This window comes from Pseudofrankia coriaricola, from assembly GCF_032027725.1.
Lineage (GTDB): Bacteria > Actinomycetota > Actinomycetes > Frankiales > Frankiaceae > Pseudofrankia.
The window spans coordinates 42,319-58,161 of record NZ_JASNFO010000040.1; the positions used below are offsets into that span (position 1 = coordinate 42,319).

The 15,843-nt window shown below is 66.0% G+C and carries 12 protein-coding genes and 1 pseudogene; 7 read left to right on the plus strand and 6 right to left on the minus strand.

Annotated elements, in window-relative coordinates; all coding sequences use genetic code 11:
* Positions 1-192: 192 nt before the first annotated feature.
* The 5 genes and pseudogenes from QOZ89_RS21760 to QOZ89_RS21780 all read right to left on the minus strand — a co-directional run bounded on the left by QOZ89_RS21760 (position 193) and on the right by QOZ89_RS21780 (position 6,346).
* A complete protein-coding gene (locus QOZ89_RS21760; protein WP_071053916.1) occupies positions 193-987 on the minus strand; it encodes an enoyl-CoA hydratase/isomerase family protein in 795 nt (264 codons plus the stop codon).
* 221 nt (positions 988-1,208) lie between these two features.
* Positions 1,209-2,399 (minus strand): amidohydrolase family protein, encoded by a 1,191-nt coding sequence (locus tag QOZ89_RS21765; RefSeq protein ID WP_071053872.1) that lies wholly within the window; start codon positions 2,397-2,399, stop codon positions 1,209-1,211.
* A 59-nt stretch (positions 2,400-2,458) separates the two neighbouring features.
* Positions 2,459-3,709 carry an amidohydrolase family protein gene (locus tag QOZ89_RS21770; RefSeq protein WP_071053871.1) on the minus strand — a complete coding sequence of 417 codons (1,251 nt, stop codon included), beginning with the start codon at positions 3,707-3,709 and terminating at the stop codon, positions 2,459-2,461.
* A gap of 514 nt (positions 3,710-4,223) precedes the next feature.
* Positions 4,224-5,363, minus strand: a complete 1,140-nt coding sequence (locus tag QOZ89_RS21775; protein WP_312624856.1) for an acyl-CoA dehydrogenase family protein — start codon at positions 5,361-5,363, stop codon at positions 4,224-4,226.
* A gap of 220 nt (positions 5,364-5,583) precedes the next feature.
* Positions 5,584-6,346: pseudogene (locus tag QOZ89_RS21780) on the minus strand (SDR family oxidoreductase).
* A 1,187-nt stretch (positions 6,347-7,533) separates the two neighbouring features.
* Here QOZ89_RS21780 and QOZ89_RS21785 point away from each other — a divergent pair.
* The gene (locus QOZ89_RS21785) at positions 7,534-7,896 is read left to right on the plus strand and encodes a cytochrome P450 (protein ID WP_071053869.1); all 363 of its coding nucleotides are present in this window, start codon (positions 7,534-7,536) and stop codon (positions 7,894-7,896) included.
* Positions 7,897-8,190: 294 nt separating this feature from the next.
* On the opposite strand, the gene QOZ89_RS21790 is transcribed toward QOZ89_RS21785, so the two are convergent.
* Entirely contained in the window at positions 8,191-9,231 is a 1,041-nt protein-coding gene (locus QOZ89_RS21790; protein ID WP_131804222.1) for a hypothetical protein, read from the minus strand.
* 104 nt (positions 9,232-9,335) lie between these two features.
* Here QOZ89_RS21790 and QOZ89_RS21795 point away from each other — a divergent pair, with 104 nt between their 5' ends.
* From QOZ89_RS21795 to QOZ89_RS21820, 6 genes are all read left to right on the plus strand, one after another.
* The gene (locus QOZ89_RS21795; RefSeq protein WP_312624859.1) at positions 9,336-10,718 is read left to right on the plus strand and encodes an aromatic ring-hydroxylating oxygenase subunit alpha; all 1,383 of its coding nucleotides are present in this window, start codon (positions 9,336-9,338) and stop codon (positions 10,716-10,718) included.
* A gap of 271 nt (positions 10,719-10,989) precedes the next feature.
* Positions 10,990-11,331, plus strand: a complete 342-nt coding sequence (locus tag QOZ89_RS21800; protein WP_312624861.1) for a 2Fe-2S iron-sulfur cluster-binding protein — start codon at positions 10,990-10,992, stop codon at positions 11,329-11,331.
* A gap of 136 nt (positions 11,332-11,467) precedes the next feature.
* Positions 11,468-13,051 carry a class I adenylate-forming enzyme family protein gene (locus tag QOZ89_RS21805; protein ID WP_312624863.1) on the plus strand — a complete coding sequence of 528 codons (1,584 nt, stop codon included), beginning with the start codon at positions 11,468-11,470 and terminating at the stop codon, positions 13,049-13,051.
* A 2-nt stretch (positions 13,052-13,053) separates the two neighbouring features.
* A complete protein-coding gene (locus tag QOZ89_RS21810; protein ID WP_312624865.1) occupies positions 13,054-13,344 on the plus strand; it encodes a hypothetical protein in 291 nt (96 codons plus the stop codon).
* Complete coding sequence (locus QOZ89_RS21815; protein ID WP_071053864.1) at positions 13,344-14,570, plus strand: acyl-CoA dehydrogenase family protein; 1,227 nt, start codon at positions 13,344-13,346, stop codon at positions 14,568-14,570. Before QOZ89_RS21810 ends, QOZ89_RS21815 begins: the two co-directional genes overlap by 1 nt.
* 184 nt (positions 14,571-14,754) lie before the next feature.
* Positions 14,755-15,771 carry a ferredoxin family protein gene (locus QOZ89_RS21820; protein ID WP_312624868.1) on the plus strand — a complete coding sequence of 339 codons (1,017 nt, stop codon included), beginning with the start codon at positions 14,755-14,757 and terminating at the stop codon, positions 15,769-15,771.
* Positions 15,772-15,843: the final 72 nt, after the last annotated feature.

Genomic DNA, 15,843 nt, shown 5'->3' on the forward strand with positions numbered 1-15,843 from the left:
GACGACCGTGGCGCTTTGGCGTGTCATCAGCAGTTCCAGATCCTCGAGATGTCATTGGGTGCGGTCGATCACGGGCTCGGCTGCTCGATTCATACGAATGCGAGCGGTCAGCAGGAGTGGACTACTCGCTCGCCGGATCACCTGGACATCCTGAGACGAGTAGTCCGTTCCCCCTGCCTCGCGTGTTCACGCTCACGACCCGGTGAAGATCGGCTTCTCCTTGGCGAGCAATGCGTCGGCAGCGATCCGATTGTCGTTGGTGAACTGAGTGAGGTTCTCGAAGGCCGAGGCCCGGTCGATGATCGCGGCAGCGGTCACCTTGAGACCGGCGTTAATGGCGGCCTTCGTGAACCTGATCGCATGCGAAGCGCCGGAGGTGAGGCGCTGTGCCATCGCATCGACGACCTCGTCGAGCCTGTCGTCCGGGACGGCCTCGGTGATGAGGCCCATCTCGGCTGCCTCCGTGCCGCGGATCGGATCGCCGGTCAGCAGGTAGCGACGGGCGCGAGCGTAGCCGACCAGCTGCGGCCAGATCACTGCCCCGCCGTCGCCTGCGACCAGGCCGACGGCGACGTGCGGGTCCGCGAACACGGCGCCCGGCGTCGCATAGACGAAGTCGCAGAACAACGAGAGGGAGCAGCCGAGTCCGATGGCCGGGCCGCGCACCTTCGCGATGATCGGCTTCTCGAGATCGAGCATGCTGTGCTGGATGCGCCGGCCGGTACGTACCGCCGCGTTGTTCGTGGCGAAGTCGCCGCACATCGACCGGATCCAGGCCAGGTCACCCCCGCCGGAGAAGGCGCCGGCGGCGCCGGTGAGGACGATGACGTCGCACGAGTCGTCGAGGTCGAGATCGGTGAAGATCGTCCCGAACTCCTCGTGCAGCCCGTTGTGAATGGCGTTCTTCGTCTCTGGACGGTCGATCGTGACCGTCACGATCCGACCATTCCGGGTGATCTCCAGGTACTGGTACCGCGAGTAGTCCATCGAACCCTTCTTCGCGTGCATGGCATGTGCTGGACCGGTCGTTCCCTGGCGAAGGACGGCCCAGACCCAGGGTGGGCCTGGGCCTAGGCGTAGACGGATACCTACGTCGATACGCCCGCACCGCGGCGAACGACCTGCCCCGTCCAGGTGGGTGGATCCTTTGGGAGTCCCGGATACGGCACATGACGATCCAGGTCCGGCCATCCACCGGCGCACGGCGCTCAGCGGGTGGCGCGAGGACCGAACAGCCCGCGGGCGTTGTCATGCATGATCTTGCGGACCTCGTCCTGCTCGAAGCCGGTGAGTGCTTCGGCATAGCTCACGGGCTCGGCCAGTCCGTCGGTGTGCGGGAAGTCCGAGCCGAACATGATTCGGTCGACACCGATGAGGGCGGCGAGCCCTGTGATGTCCTCATCCTCGAACGGCGTCACCCAGAAGTGCTTCTTGAAGGTCTCGACCGGGTGCTCGGCGAGGTCGCCCTGGCCGAAGCGCTCGAAGTTACCGACCAGGTCGGGCACCCACGCACAACCCAGCTCGATGACGGCCAGACGTAGCGTCGGAAAACGCTCGAAGAGCTTGCTGTAGACCAGCGACACGATCGTGTCGTGGATCGACCGGTCGAGTCCGGCGATGACCCGCTGGATCGGCGGGATCTTGCGGGCCGGCACGTTGATGTTGCCCCAACCCCACACCTTGGCCATCTCGTACCGGTACGAGTCATCGCTGGCATGGAACACCACTGTGACGTCGGCCGCGGCGACCGCGGCCCAGAAGCGGTCGTAGATACGGTCGGCCGGCGACCTCCCGGCCACTGGACCCGGGCGAAGATGGACCACCGTCGCGCCCCGGGAGACAACGAACTCCAGCTCCTCGACAGCGAGGAACGGGTCCAGCAACGACAGCAGTGGGACACCGTATATGCGGTCCAGGTAGTTGAACCCCCAGTCGTCGTCCAGCCACTGGTTGAAGGCATGGAGGTTCGCGTACGTGGCCTCGACGTCGTCGGCGATCAGGGACTCGACGCTCACCGCCAGCGTCGGGAACAGCAGCGTCGCCGCCAGACCCTGACGGTCCATCACCGCCAGCCGGGCATCACGGTTGCGATACTCCGGACGCGCCGGCTCCAGGTTCGACTTCTCCTGGGTGGCGACCCCGGCCTGCCCCTGCTGCAGGCCGCCTGGCCTCCCCACCGCGCTGAACGTGTGGTCAGCCCCCAGGAATCGGTTCATCCGGTCACCGAACACCAGCCGGCGGGCACCCGTCTCAGGCACCTCGACCCACCGTGGCGCTTTGTGCGCGATACGCGGGCTCATATGACGCAGAAAGGCGTCCGGCGGCTCGTAGTAATGGTTGTCCGCATCAAACAGACGGTAGCCGAGTTCCGACACCCGACTTTCCGCGACCGCGGTCATCGCTTCCACCCTAAATCCTCCACTTGACCGTCCCGCGGATCTTCCGGGTACAGTGTCGGTCACCGGCCTGCGACTGAAGCCAGTTCGTCCTTGACGAACCGCCCACCTATCATCACAGCCTTCATGTTGTCAGCGTTCTCGAGCACGTCGATGTCCGAGCTGGGATCACCTTCGACGACCACCAGGTCGGCGAGCATTCCTTCGGCGACCTGCCCGACGGCGTCGCCGGAGATCTCCGCGCCGTTGCGGGTCGCCCAGCGGAGCACGTCAAGCGGCTTGATGCCGACCTCATTCACATAGAGAGAGAGTTCCTCACCGTAGATTCCGGGCCGGTGCGGGAACATCGGCGAGCCGTAGTCGTCGCCGGGCAGGATACGCAACCCGGTGTCGTTGGCAAGCGGAAGCATCCGGCATATGTTGTCCCAGTCTCGCTCGGCTTCCCCCTTGGGAACGCCAGGCGTGCCTGGCGGCAGCGAGCGCAGGAACGCGAGGAACTTCAGGCTCGGCACCCAGGTCGTCCCACGCTGGACCATCAGCTCGATGCAGCGCTCGTCCATCTCGTCACCATGGTCGATGATGTCGACGCCGAGCTGGACACACTCGATGATCTCGTCATGCCAGACACAGTGGGCTCGGACCTTCTTGCCGCGATGGTGCGCGGCCTCGACGACTGCGGCAATCTCTCCGTGTGTCATCCCCCGTCCCCGGCCGCCGCCACCGTGACCGCTCGTCGGAAAGATCTTGACGATCTCGGCCCCACGGAGGATCTCGGTTCGAGTGGCCTTGAGGAACTCGTCGGGACCGTCGACGAAGACGTCGACGGGGTGATAGCGCATGTCGTACCACCACTTCGCCATGTCGTTGTCATGGCCGGTGGTGTTGAGATGCCTGCTGCAGGGAGTGATACGTGGACCATCGATCAGGCCGTCCTCGATGACCATGCGTAACTGGACATCGAGGTTGTTGGCACAGCTCGCGCCGAGGTAACTTGTCACGCCCGATGCGAGCATCGGCTTGAGGTTGTGCATGGCGCGAGCCATCAGGACACCCTCGGGCCGCTCCGCCCTGGCATAGATGTCCATGTAGTGGTGCGGCTGCTGGTAACCACCGTCGACGTGCGTGTGGCCGAGGAACATGCCCGGCATCAGGACACGACCGTCGAGATCGATCACTCGATCCTCTGGCCCGGGTTCGACGGCGCGAGCCGCGACGACCACGATCTCGTTGCCTCGCACGACGACGGATGTATCAGGCCGGAGGGGGTTGACACCATCCAGCAGGTTTGCCCTCGTAAAGATGACGTCGGCCACGTCGCCCCTCCTGCTCACCACGTTCGTGGCTGTGTCAGATACTCCGTCGCCGCGGTCGCAACGAGCACCTCCAGTGGGTCCTGGCTGCCTCAAGGTCCGCCAGGCGCTTGGTGTTGAGCGTTGCGCGCTCCGCACGGGACCAGATCGTCACGTCGACATCCTGGGCCTTCGCGCGCAGGGCGTCGGCCTTTGCCTCGGCCTGGGACACGTTCACGAAGGGATCCCAGCGGAAGAATCAGCACGCGACCGTTCCGGGCACCTGCTGGCAGGCTCGATGCTCCATCGATCCCGCCGCCCCGTCAAGATCCGAAGTCCAACAGTTTCGTATCACGGCGAACCCAAAGGCGTGCTCGCCCGACTTCCGGATCACTGTCAACAACCGCTATGAAACGGCAGGTGACGAGCCTTGACGAGGGTGCCCGGCAGTCTCGCAACGGAGACGGACGCCCGTACGACCTCGCCCGCACCAGCGACGTCCCGGCCACGCCGCGGGCACCGCGTGCAGGCACCCACCTCACAGGCCGAGGGACTTCGCAATGATCGTTTTCATGATCTCGCTGGAGCCGCCGTAGATCCGGCCGACCCGGGCGTCTGCCCAGGCTCGCGCGACCGGGTACTCGCTCATGTAGCCATACCCGCCGAACAGCTGCTGGCAGGCGTCGACCACTCGGCCCTGCATCTCGGTGCAGAAGAGCTTGACCTTTGCCGCGTCGGCCGGCGTCAGCTCGCCGGCCGCGTGCGCGGCCAGCGCCCGGTCCAGCAGCACCTGTCCGGCCTCGACTTCGGTGGCGCACCCGGCCAGCACGAACCTTGTGTTCTGGAAGGCGCTGAGAGTCTTCCCGAAGGCGGTCCGGCCGCTGACATACGCAACCGTCTGATCGAGTACCGACGCCGCGGCGCTCTGCGAGTTGATGGCGATCGACAGCCGCTCCTGCGGGAGGTTCGAGGTCAGGTAGGTGAAGCCGTCTCCCTCCCCGCCGAGCAGGTCGGACGCCGGCACGATCACGTCGTTGAAGAAGATCTCGGCAGTATCCTGGCCGTGCAGCCCAAGCTTTCGCAGCGGCGCGCCCCGGGTGACGCCGGCCGATTCCGCTGGAATGACCAGCAGCGACAGTCCGGCATGCCGCTTGGTTGGATCGGTCTTGACCGCGGTGACGAACAGGTCGGCGTTCAGGCCGCCGGTGATGAACGTCTTCGAGCCGTTCACGACGTAGCGGTCGCCGTCGCGACGGGCGGTGGTGACGACGCCGGCCAGGTCCGAACCAGCGCCGGGTTCGGTCAGCGCCAGCGCCGCGACCAACTCGCCGCTGGCGAGCTTGGGCAGCCACCGTGCCTTCTGCTCCTCGGCAGCATGGTGTACGAAATACGGCACACAGATGTCCGCGTGTATTCGCAGCGGGCCGAGTGCATAACCGGCCCTCGCCGCCTCCTCGGTGACAACCGCGTTGAACAGGAATTCCGCGCCGCCGCCGCCGTAGCACTCCGGTATGCCGAGCCCGAGAATGCCGATCTCGCCGGCCCGGTAATAGAAGTCGCGCGGCGGCCGGCCGGCTTCCTCCCACTCGGAGTAGTGCGCGCCGACCTCCTTCTCAAGAAAGGCGCGGACTGCCATCCGGAACGCCTCATGCTCAGCTCCGTACACAATTCGTCGCATTAGGTCACCCCTCCGGCCGGGGTGTCCGGCCTATCGATCCTGCCGTTTGCATGGGGCTGGTCGGCCAGTCTCGCGGGGGCGCCGACAAGGCGAGGCTCGCGCGAACGTGAATCGACGGACTGTGGCCACTGACGACCACCGGCGCGACCGCGACCGGACCGCGGGGGCGCTGGACGCCATCCAGAGCGCGGCGCGGCGCGTGGTCGGCTGACCTGCCCGATCAGTCTTTGGGACCGCCGGCTACGTAGATCACCTGGCCGGACACGAAGCCGGCTGCCTCGCCCACAAAGAAGGACACGGCGTTCGCGATGTCCTCGACCTGGCCGACCCGGCCCACTGGAATCCCGGCGGCACGGGCGACGATGTACGTTTCCCAGTCCTGACCGAGCCGGGCGGCGGTCGCTTTCGTCATGCCGGTGGCAATGAAGCCGGGTGCTACGCAGTTGGACGTGATGCCGAACTTGCCGAGCTCGACCGCCAGGGTCTTGGTGAATCCCTGCAGCCCTGCCTTCGCGGCGGAGTAGTTCGCCTGACCGCGATTACCCTGCGCCGAGGTGCTCGAAAGGTTGACGATCCTCCCCCCAGCCTGCCTCGACCATGTACTGCTGGGTCGCGCGCGCCATCAGGAACGCCCCCCGCAGGTGGACTCCCAGCACGGCGTCCCAGTCGCTCTCGGTCATCTTGAACAGCAGGTTGTCGCGGGTGATCCCGGCATTGTTGACGAGCACTGTCGGCGGGCCGAGCTCGGCCGCGACCCGCTCAACCGCGGCCTGGGCCAGTTCGGCGTTGGTCACGTCCGCACCGACGGACAGCGCCCGCCCACCGGCCGCTTCGACCGCCGCCACGGTGCTCTTGGTCGCCGCCGTCTCCAGGTCAAGCACGGCTACCTCGAGACCGTCCGCGGCAAGGCGCTTCGCGGTGGCCGCGCCGATGCCGCGGGCAGCACCTGTGACGATCGCAACTCTGGCAGGTGACTTGGACACGGGATCGACTCCTCACACAGCGGGCAACAAAACAGATGACATGACATTGGGGACACCTGCCCGCCGGCGAGGCCGGCACCCGCCCGCGTCACCGCCGTCGTCGCCGCGCGCCTGAGGCGGCGTCCGTCCTCTCGACGGTGGCTATCGGGAACCGCGCACCGGGTTCGCCGCCACGCGGACCCGAGCCGTTTCGCCTGGGTACGAATGCCGTCGACGGCCCCCGGATTCTCCGCCGCTGACAGGCCGCCGGGATCGCTGTCGAGAATGGCCGCGCCCCAGGTCAGTGAGCCAGCAGAAATTGCGGTCCGGCACCGTGTCGAAGCGGCACGCGGCCCGGACCAAGCCGAGGATCAGAAATTATGCCAGAGCGTCAAAGCAGCAACCATTTCCTGTCGCGACACCAGTGGATTGAGCGGAGGTAGCTACAGCCAGCCCGAGCATTGAGGCGACGACCACGGCTTGAAAGCCTCTCAGCTAAGAGCGCTGCCGGCGGCCGTCGATCTTCCGGATGCGCTGTGGTTTGGGTCGATCGTGCATCCGAGCTGAATCGCGTGTCAACATTCGATACCGAACAGCTTCGTATCACGGGGTTAGCGCCGAACAGGAGTTGTCCGTGTCGTTGGGGTGGCTGACGTACCACGCCCCACCGGTCGGCTCCGCGGACCGACAACACCACGGGAGCCATCGCCACGCCGACTGCTGGCGACCGACAACGAACCGGCCGACGACTCTGGTCCCGGCCGCGCGGCCTCCGCCGCCGAGTCACCGCCCGGACGGATATGCCACCGCGCCTCGATGCGAGTACGGATACCCTGCGGTCGATCCGTCTACTCACCGATACCCGGCGGCGCAGGCCTTCTTGTGGTTCGGTTACCCATATATACCCGCGGCGGCGGGCTTTCGGTTCAAGGCCGGTCCGCTCAGACCAACAGTGGTACGAAGCTGTTGGTGTCCGACTCTTGACCTCATGGAACTTCACCTGTCATCATCACTAACCCTAGGGCTTCCTCAACAACAGAGGCGTCACCCGCACAGGCGGACAGCATGGCGGAAAGTCTATGTGCCAAACCTTTGAGACACCGTGGACGCCACGTTCTTCTGGCGGGATTTCTTGCGACCTTGCTGACCCTGGTTGCCTGTTCCAGTGACCACGGTGGTGGCGATGCCGGCAGAAGGATCACTTCCAGATGACCCGATGGACAACGATCCTCGGCGGCGTGACCATTCCGGCCAGAACAACCGTAATGATCATGATTGGCGCCGTCAACCGTTGTCCGCACCGCTTCGAGCAGCCGGACGAGGTTCGCCTCGGCAGAACGAACGCCCACGAGCAGATCGCGTTCGCGAGGGGCATACACAGCTGCCTGGGTCAGCCGCTGGCCAGGGCCGAGGCCTGGGTCGCGCTCGGGCGCATCCTTGACCGCACGAGCGCCAACACGATCTCTGAGACCCACGGTCCGGCAGACGCCCGCCGCTATGAGTACGGTCCAAGCAGCCTCTTCCAAGGGCTGATGGCACTTCACCTCGAGTTCACCGCCGTCAGCGCCTGACAGGGGCGGCCTTACCAGGCTCGGGTCTGCCCGCACCCACGACAGCAGGTCGTGGTCAACGTTTCGAGATCGGTCAGGCAGGGAGCGAGGACGCTCGCCGATCGCGCGTGTCTGGGCGATCCGCGCCGGGAACCCGCCCCTCGAGCCCGCACCCTTGCCCGGACGTGGCCGCTCGGTCAAGGCGGGCGGAGCGAGCGCCCCGGCGGGACGGTCGGCGCTGGTTGTCGCCGTGCATACTCGATCAGACCACTGTTCAGGCCGGGCGGACAGCGTACTTTTGGTTTCCTCAACCAGCTACGCCCCGGGAGGGGGGTTTCCGGTCGACGCTTGGGCGGCTGACCGCTGCCGGTTACGCCGCCGATATTCACGTTGCATTTGGGCCTTGGCGCACGCGGCATCACAGTAGGTCACGCCAGACGTTCGATACTGACCTTTCAGGGCGCGTCCCCGTTGCCGGGTGAATGGGCGGCCGCAGGTCTCGTTGACGCACCGACGGATCTCTAGACCGTCCACGACCAGGTTGTGCAGCTGCACCATGAGCGCGGCGCCGAGGCTGCTTGGGAGGGCGGCGATCCTGACCGACGCGCCTCGGTGCGCCAGCCAGACCGTGAGGTTTGGAAGGTGGTCGCGAAGCAGCTGGGCGTGGACCGCGACGAAGACGCGCCACGCATCCGCCTCGGCGCTTGCGACGAGCTTGGTGAGATCGGGTGGCTGCTGAGCTGTGGCCACGTCCAGGAAGTCATGTTCGACCTGTATGTCGAAACCCTCCGACCGCCAGGAGGCGATCAGGTCGGCGCCCTCCCGGAACGCCACATAATGCTTGACCGCCGCTCTGACCAACCGGAGACGCTGGGCGACCATTCGCCAGTGTCCACAGGAGACCGTGCCGTCGAACTCGTAGGCGTCATCGACACTACGAATCGTTCCTTCGAGCTTCCGCGTGCCTGGGCCGTGACTTGCGACGGCGATGAGCATCCTTGGATTCATGTAACAGCCCTCGAACATAAATGGGGCGGCTGGGAATGGCCCCTCGGGAACGCCGATCTCATCAATGAACCCCAGGCCGGCCAGGTCAAGCGGCTGGGCCAGATCCAGGCCCACGGTGGCAAGAAGATTAACGACGCCCTGGGAGCTGTTTAAGTCCGCTTCGAGTAGTTCCCGAACGACCGTCTCGGGTCGCAGTGTTGTACTGAATGTGCGTCCAGAGCCGATTATCCGGTTATCGTCACACGCGACAGACTCCGCCTTGATAACGCGCGAATCTGGGAGTAACTGCGCGGTGTCGGCTTCAACGCTCGTAGTGATACGAAGTTGTTCGATATCGCATCTTGACATGCCGGCATCGTAGATACACGATTTGATCCTGTAAAGAGGGACTTTGCCGGGTCGGCCCGAGAAGATCTGGTCGAGGTCGACCAGATCGAACCACGGAGGTCACAGTGACAGAAGTGATCCCCCCGGTGACGTACGGCGACAGCTCGGCGGAGGCCAATACCTCGGCGGCCCCCTTCGCGATCACCGACCGGTCGTACATCCCACCTCAGCGGTATTTCAACCGAACGTTCTTCGAGCTGGAGAACGAGAAGCTGTGGCCTCACGTCTGGCAGATGGCCTGCCGACTGGAGGAGATTCCCAACGTCGGCGACTACGTCGAGTACTGGGTCGCGAGCTACTCCGTGATTGTAGTCCGATCGAGCCCGACAGAGATCAAGGCCTACCAGAACGCCTGCCGGCATCGGGGTACCCAGTTGGCCCAGGGCTGCGGGAGCTTCCGGGGCGCTCAGATCGTTTGCCCGTTCCATGCCTGGCGCTGGAACCTGGATGGCTCCCCGTCGCTGCCGATGTACGGCTCGGAGGGTTTTGAGGATCGGGTTATGAGGCCCGACGACCTGCGACTGGTCGAGTGCCGGGTCGGGACCTGGGCGGGGTGCGTGTTCATCAACATGGACCTCAACGCGCCACCACTGCTGGAGGCTCTTCATCCGGTGCCGGACTTCTTGGACCCGCTCCTGATCGCCGACATGCGCGTCGACTGGTGGAAGGCAGTGCGCCTGAAAGCCAACTGGAAACTGGCGCTGGAAGCGTTCATGGAGGGCTGGCACGTCAGGGGCACTCACACGCAGCTGACACTGGGTGCTGGCGACGACTTCCGCAACCCGCACGATCTTCAGCACTCCTATGAGAACGGGCACGCCAGCCTGGAGAAGGATCCGAACAGCGCGGCGCAGGGAACGGTAAAGAGCAGTCTCGGCCTCGGCGGCACGGCCGACCCCGAGCAGACTATCTCCTACCTTCGCATGGTCCACGAGCAGCTGCAGACCAGCGTTCTGGCGAAGGATCTCCACGTCGCAGAGTCTCTTCGTACCTGCCCGCCGGAGCAGTTCTCGAAGAATTTCGTGAAGTCGATGTACGCCTGGAATGCCGGAGCTGGAATCAAGCTTCCCGATCCGGACCCGGCTGTGCTCGGCCTTTGGAGTAGCCAGTGGTTTATCTTCCCGAGCTTCAAGATCCATCCTCTCTTTGGCAACGCGATCACCTATCGGTCACGGCCAGACCGGGACGATCCCGAGTACTGCTACTTCGAGATGTGGTCCCTGACGCTGCAGCCGGAGGGCCACGATCCGGGCAAACCGAAGTTCGACGGCGTGTTCGAGTTCGACGACGAGGCATGGCCGCTAATCGCGCGGCAGGACTTTGGCAATATCGAGCGTCAGCAGCGCGGACTGCACATGCCTGGACTCAAGTCCACCCGTCTGGCGCGGAAGTGGGAGGACGGCATCGCCAACAGCCACATACAGCTCGACAGGTACCTTGCGCGCTGAGCAGTAGCCCCAGCGCGGCACCCAGGGGACAGGCTCCTTAATACGTTGACCGTTCCACCGCGATGGCCTGACGCGTGTAGATCCTTTGTAGAAACGTCACACATGGCGGTCGAGGCTCGTCATCACCCGTGTCCGCTCGTCCGATCCGCCGCCAGTCGGAGCGGATGACCAGTTCGTGGAGGTCCAGGTTGGCGAATAGGCGCGTTCTGCCGCCTCTGACGGCACGCGGCACGGTGCGGACCACCGGCAAAGATTGACCTGGGGCTCCGAGATGGATCCTCAGCGTGGCGTCGGCGGTGCGGTTCCAGTCGTGCGAGTTGAGCCGCTCGGAGTGACCATCGAGGTCAGCCCGGGCGAGACCCTCATCGAAGCGGCCTGGCGCGAGGGTTTCGACTGGCCCACGGTGTGCTACGGGCAGGCACAGTGCGCCGTGTGCCATGTCAGAGTACTGGATGGCGTAGAGAATCTTGCTCCACCGGAGAGCGAAGAAGAGGACGCGATCCGCACTCTTCTGGGAGCACGAGCGGGTCGCCTCGGGGAGATCCGGTTGGCGTGTCGGCTCGAGGTCACCGGCGGCGCTGTGGTCGAGAAGCGGGGCGTGCGGCGGAGCTAGGCTGGCCCCGCCTCTCCGTGAGCCTGACGTCATCGATGGGCCCGGCTTCACGCGCTCGACGGCACCAGCGGCGGCGCGCCCAGATCACAAAGGACTTGGATGAATGGCAGAGAGCGGACCTGAAGGGCCGGCGGTAATGACCTCACCCGAGCAGCCCTGTCGGCCGACGATCCCGCTGATCGTCCGGCGCGCGGCGTCGTTGTTCGGTGACGGTGACTATGTGGTGTTACCTGACCGGCGATTGTCTTTCCGTCAGCTCGAAGGGGCGTCACGCCGACTGGCGAAGCATCTTCTGGCCGCGGGTGTGGGTAAGGGTAGTCGGGTAGGGATTCATCTCCCGTCGGGCCCAGAGTGGGTGGTGGCGTTCGCCGCTGTCACCCGGGTCGGGGCAATGGCCATGCCGTTCAGCACGATCTACCGGCCGGTGGAGCTGCGTGCGGCGATGCGTATTGGTGATGTTTCGCTCCTGCTCTCCGCGCCGACGATCCTCGGAAAGGACCATGAGGATTTCCTGGAGGAAACGCTGCCTGGGCTTGATTCAGCGGATGCTGGTCGCCTGCGGATTCCAGTGGCGCCGTATCTGCGGGCTGTCTGGTTGCTGGGTGGTAGTTCCCGGGTGTGGGCGGGACGATTCGACGTGTCGGCCGATGGCGCCGGCGAGGTGGTAGACGGGATCGATGACGCGCTGCTCGGCACGGTCGAGGACGAGGTGGCGCCGGCGGATCCCGCCGTGGTGGTTTTCACGTCGGGTACCGCGGCCGATCCGAAGGCGGTCGTGCATTCCCAGGGCGCGGTGGTCCGTAAAACCTCTCCGCGGGCCAACGCCGCGTTGAACGCGATATTCCCTGGGCGGGTCCTCAGCCTGATGCCGTTCTTCTGGATCGGTGGCGTGCAGGAGGTGCTTTCCGCCCTGCACAGCGGCGCGGCGATCCTGACGCTCGAGCGGCTGAACGCCGCGGCCGCACTCGAACTCGGCGAGCGTGAACGGGCATCGAGCATCCTGGGCAGCCCGCAGGCGATGCGGTCACTGTTCGGGGACGCCGACGTCGCCAGCGTGATCCCGACCATCCGTGAGTTGCCCATGCGCCCGTGGCAGGGCGGCCCTAGCAGCCGGGGCCATATGGCGACCGGAATCGGCATGACCGAGACGTTCGGCCCGTGGAGCAATGTCACCGGCATGGAGTGCCGGATCGTCAATCCCGAGACCGGTGCCCAGGTGGCGGACGGTCAAATTGGCGAGTTCCACGTCCGGGGCTACGGTCTCATGCAGGGCCTGTACAAACGCGAACGTGAGGAGGTGTTCACCCCCGACGGGTTCTATGCCACCGGGGACCTCGGTTACATGGAACACGATCGGTACTTCTTCTCCGCCCGAATTAAAGATATGATCAAAACCAGGGGGGCCAACGTGGCACCGGCCGAGGTCGAGGTCGTCCTCAACGGCCAGCCGGGCGTCCGTATCTCGTTCGTGGCCGGCGTACCCCACGAGAAGTACGGCGAGGAGGTCGTCGCCGGCGTCGTCCCGGAGAACGGGCACACCATCGATTTCGTCGAGTTGCTCACCGCATGCCGTCGGGCGCTGTCCTCGTACAAGGTACCCACCATGATCGAGCTGCTCGGTCAGAACGAGATCCCCTACCTGTCTAGCGGTAAACCCAACCGGCGCGCGATCACACAGATGCTCGACCAGCGCCGTGGCGAACGGAGAGGTCACGCCTGACCATGGACAACGCCATCACCCCCGACCGACAGGCCCTGCTCCCCCAGCTGACCAGCGGGTCCACCGTCGCTACCTTGGCGATCGCCGATGGACCCGGCTGCTGGGACGAGAGCGCTGTCCGCACAACCGCGACACCGCACAAGGACGGCTACCTGGTCTCCGGGGTCAAACGGTGGGTATGGGAAGACGACTCACACCTGTTTCTACGCCGCGTCCAGTCCAACCGGATGCCTTACGGCACGCCCGAGTGGCACAGCGACCGGCTCGGCGACGTCGTGGGGGTGGCAGCCTGATGCCCGTCGACCCGAACGACACCGACCTCGACCACTTCCGCGCCCGTGCCCGCGCCTGGCTCGCCGAACACGCACCACACCACTTCACCCGCACCGAGGACCAGCCCGAGTACTGGGCCGAGACGCGACGTTTCCAGATACTTCAGCATGCCGCCGGATTCGCGGGCATCACCTGGCCCGAACGGTACGGCGGCCAGGGCCTCACGCCGGCCCACCAGACCGTGTTCAACGAAGAAGCCGGCCCCTACGAGCTGCCCTCGGTCGGCTTCCAGATCACTCTCGCCATCCTCGGGATGACGCTGCTCGACTACGGCACGGAACAGCAGAAGCAGCACTATCTCTCAGAGATGTTGCGCGGCCAGGCACTCTGGGTACAGCTCCTCTCCGAACCAGGCGCCGGGTCCGACCTCGCCGCACTTCGCACCCGCGCCGAACGCGACGGCGGCACCTGGATACTCAACGGCGAAAAGGTCTGGAGCTCGTACGCCCAATGGTCCGACTACGCCGTAGTCCTCGCGCGCAGCGACTGGGACGTCGCGAAGCACTCCGGCCTGGCCACGTTCATCGTGCCACTGAACGCACCGGGCATCACGGTGCTGCCACTGAAGCAGCTCACCGGCGACGACGAGTTCTGCCAGGTCTTCCTCGACAACGTGACCGTTCCGGCCGACGCGCTGCTCGGTGAGGACAGGGGTGGCTGGAAAGTCGCCACGTCGATGTTCGACCACTCGCGCGCGATGACCTCCGGCGCCGGGCGTACTGGGCCCGTCTTTCAGGCAGAACGAGGCGGTGAGGCTGATCCGGCGCGCGACCTCATCAACCTCGTCAACGCCACCGGCCGAGGCGGCGATCCTGCCGTCCGCCAGCTCGTCGCGGAAGCCGTCGTCGGGAATGTTGTGTCCGGTCTGCTCGCCACGCGGGTGGCCGAGGATCCGAACGCCCACCCCGCCGCCGGCACGATGGCCAAGATGTTCGGCGCCGAGACCGTGCAACGCCGCCGGGAGATCGAACTGATCTTACGCGGCGAGGGGGTCATGGCCTGGCGCACCGGTGACGAGACGGCCAGCCGCGCTGTCTTCGACTACCTCAGGGGACGCACCGCCTCGGTGGCGGGCGGCACGACCGAGGTGATGAAGAACGGCATCGGCGAGCGCATCCTCGGTCTCCCCCGAGAACCTTCGACTGACAAGAACCGGCCGTTCCGGCAGGCTATCCGCCCCCGCTGACCCACGTCGCGAGGCACCCGCTACCTCCACCTGCGCGACGAAGCAGGGATCGGCTACCGAGCGATCCGACACGGGCGTCGGCCAGGCCATGAGCGACGTGCTCGTCGATGCGACACCTGGCGTCGCTGGATCGCCTGGTCTGGAGCGCCTCGAGAAGAGATCGAGGACAACGGAAGGTGCCGCTATGAATGTCAGTTCCACGTTCCCGGCGCTGTCCTACCGCTGCGCACCGTGGACACGCGCGCAGAACGTCGACCCGGTCGGGTCCGCACTTACCTGTGACACGCTCGTCCTCATCGAGGTACCACCGCCCTGGCCCAAGGACGTCAGTGAGATACCGGCCTTCGCCGACCTCCAGCGACGTGGCCTTCGCCGCACCAGGCTGCTCGCGGTCAGACCGGACCTGGACCCCGGCGGCCCGGTCGGCGAGGTGGCCGTCCCCACTTTCCCCGCGGACGCCGCGATTGCCAGTGATCAGCCGGGACCAGGCGCCGGACACGGCGTACGCGTGACGATCTGGCGCCGGGTGGACTCCAGCCGCTTGGTGGGCACCGACCACGTCGTGGCCTCCGGGAACCTCGCCGACTCGGTCGCCCGCCTGATCGAGGCGCCGTGGGCGGATACCGGGCGGCGGGTCGCCCCCGCCGAGGTGCTGCTGTGCGGGCACGGTGCGCGGGACCGCTGCTGCGCCCGCCTGGGGACCCGGCTGGCGCTGGACGTGGCCGCGGTCTGGACTGGCGTGCGCGTTCGCCGGTGCAGCCACACCGGCGGCCACCGCTTCGCCCCGACCGGGTTCACGCTGCCGGACGGCCGGGCCTGGGGCTTCCTCGACGCCGAAGCCCTCGATGCGATCGTGCGCCGGTACGGGAGGCCACCGCTGGGTGGCCACTATCGCGGCAACACCGCACTGGACTCCTGGGGGCAGGTTGCCGAACGGGAGCTGTTCGAACGGTTCGGCTGGGCCTGGCTGGACCACGCCCTGACTTCAGCACGCACCGAGATCGCGGCCGGCGGGCGATCGGCGACCGTGGAGCTGGCCTGGCACGGGCCGACCGGTACCGGGACGGCGACCGCAAGGATCGACGTCGTACGCGACGTCCCCGTCCTGGTCTGTGGCGAGCCTCCCGAGCTGGCCACGAAGACGGCAACAGAACTGGCACTGGGGGCGTTCAGCGTCGGAGGTACAGCTGCACCCAGCTAAGCCCGGCGATCTGTTGCCAGGGCATCGCGCGCTGGGGTGAACCGACCGGCGACGCCGGCGCCAGCCGCGTCC